Below are 1,107 nucleotides of genomic sequence, written 5' to 3' on the forward strand. Positions count from 1 at the left end.
AACCATTCTGAGGGAACCTTTGGGCGCCTCCGTTACCTTTTAGGAGGCGACCGCCCCAGTCAAACTGCCCGCCTGACACTGTCTCCGAACCGGATCACGGTCCTGGGTTAGAAGGTTCATACAGCCAGGGTGGTATCCCACGGATGCCTCCACGTAAGCTAGCGCTCACGTTTCTAAGGCTCCCACCTATCCTGTACAAGCTGCACGAACATTCAATATCAGGCTACAGTAAAGCTCCACGGGGTCTTTCCGTCCTGTCGCGGGTAATGCGCATCTTCACGCATAGTATAATTTCACCGGGTCTCTCGTTGAGACAGTGCCCAAGTCGTTGCACCTTTCGTGCGGGTCGGAACTTACCCGACAAGGAATTTCGCTACCTTAGGACCGTTATAGTTACGGCCGCCGTTTACTGGGGCTTCGGTTCTACGCTTCGCACCGAAGTGCTAACGCTTCCCCTTAACCTTCCAGCACCGGGCAGGTGTCAGCCCCTATACTTCGCCTTTCGGCTTCGCAGAGACCTGTGTTTTTGCTAAACAGTCGCTTGGGCCTATTCACTGCGGCTCCATGTTAATGAAGCACCCCTTCTCCCGAAGTTACGGGGTCATTTTGCCGAGTTCCTTAACGAGAGTTCTCCCGCTCACCTTAGGATTCTCTCCTCGCCTACCTGTGTCGGTTTGCGGTACGGGCACCTCTTTCCTCACTAGAGGATTTTCTTGGCAGTGTGAAATCAGAAACTTCGGTACTCAATTTCCCTCCCCATCACAGCCCGGAATTGCTGAACGGATTTACCTGTTCAACTTCCTCACTGCTTGGGCGCACATCCATCAGTGCGCATTTCTTATCCTCCTGCGTCCCCCCGTCGTTCAAACGGAAAGGAGGTGGTACAGGAATATCTACCTGTTGTCCATCGCCTACGCCTTTCGGCCTCGGCTTAGGTCCCGACTAACCCTGAGAGGACGAGCCTTCCTCAGGAAACCTTAGGCTTTCGGTGAAAGAGATTCTCACTCTTTTTTCGCTACTCATACCGGCATTCTCACTTCGAAGCGCTCCACCAGTCCTCACGGTCTGACTTCACAGCCCTTCGAACGCTCTCCTACCATTGTTCCT

1 rRNA gene is annotated in these 1,107 nt (G+C 53.7%); it reads right to left on the minus strand.

Annotated elements, in window-relative coordinates:
- A 23S ribosomal RNA gene (locus JOC34_RS21640) occupies positions 1-1,107 on the minus strand; the annotation flags it as partial.

Source organism: Virgibacillus halotolerans (genome assembly GCF_016908515.1).
In the GTDB taxonomy this organism is placed as follows: Bacteria; Bacillota; Bacilli; order Bacillales; family Amphibacillaceae; genus Virgibacillus_M; species Virgibacillus_M halotolerans.